The 1,328-nt window shown below is 58.7% G+C and carries 1 protein-coding gene; it reads right to left on the minus strand.

Going from position 1 to position 1,328, the window contains the following annotated elements; genetic code table 11:
* Nucleotides 1-97: 97 nt before the first annotated feature.
* A partial coding sequence (locus PA598K_RS34235; protein WP_185602406.1) for an Ig-like domain-containing protein occupies nucleotides 98-1,328 on the minus strand: 1,231 nt, incomplete at its 5' end.

Genomic DNA, 1,328 nt, shown 5'->3' on the forward strand with positions numbered 1-1,328 from the left:
GCTCGCTGGCGAGCGTTAGCTTGTAAGAACCTATTATTTTGACCAAATAAGGCCAAGGGCAAGCGTTAGAGTCACGAGACTGTAGTTGTAGTAGTGGTTACTTTACAGTGACGCGCACGGTGACGGTTTTGCCGTCGAAGCGGGCGCGGATCGTCGCCGAGCCTTTGGCTTTGGTGGTGATCGTGCCGCCGCTTACTTGCGCCACCTTCTCATTGCTGCTCGTCCACACGGCAGACGAGGTGACGTCGACGAGCTTGCCGGTATCGTATTCCGCTTGCACCTTCACGCTATCGTTGACGCCGATGCCAAGCCGCAGCGAGGAGTTGGAGATGGTCAGCTTTTTCAGCTTCGGAATGACCTTGATCGTGACGCTCACGGTTTTGTCCTGATAGGTGCCGACGAGCACGGTTGTGCCTTCGTCCACCGCGCGCACCGAGTTGCCTCGCAGCGTGGCCACTTTGTCGTTGGCGATCGTCCAGTTCATCTTGCTGCCGAGCGAGACGGTTTTGCCGTTTTTGTATGTGCCCGTTACCTTGACTGACTTGGAGCGGCCGATATTCAGCTCGAGTGCGGCGGGCTCAACGGTCAGCTTGACGATCTCTTCCTCGATCGTGACGCGGAAGGCGATCTTCTTGCCGAGGTAAGTGCCGGTCAGCGTCACACGCGAAGCGATCAGGCCGCGCAGATTGCCGTCACGGACGAGCAGATTGGGCGAGGACACCGACCATTCGATCCGGTCCGAGACACGCTCCTCCAGGCCGTTCTCATAGATGACGGTCACTTCGGGGAGACGGACCTCTTTGCCGGTTACGACACTGATCGTACTGACATCGCTGAGCAGTGCCAGCGGCTTGTCATGCACCGTGACCTTGACGTCGACCTGACGACCGCCAAGCGTCACAGTCAGTGTCGCTTCGCCGAGCTTAAGCGCCTTCCACTTGCCGTCCTTGATCGAGACGATCTGCTCGTCGCTCGAGGTCCAGCGCACCAGCTTGGAGATGTTCATGCTGTCTCCGTTCAAGGCGATGCCGGTCACGGCAGGCAAGACCTGCTCTTCTCCGACGAAGCCATCCTGCGTTGTCTTCTCGACGGAGATGGACTTCATGGCACCATATACGGTGACGTTAATATCGCGGCTCAGACCTTTGTAGGTCGCCGTGATGCGTGTCGTTCCCGCTGCCTTGGGACTGATCAGTCCCGAGCTGCTGACGGTGGCGACGAAGACGTTGGACGAGGTCCACTCGGCCTGCGAGGTGATATCCGTGCTATCGTCGGCGGTGTCTGATACGGTCGCCGTGATCTGGACCGGCGCATCTTGGAGTTGCAGG

Origin of the sequence: Paenibacillus sp. 598K (assembly GCF_003851045.1) — a bacterium.
Classification (GTDB): Bacteria; Bacillota; Bacilli; order Paenibacillales; family Paenibacillaceae; genus Paenibacillus_D.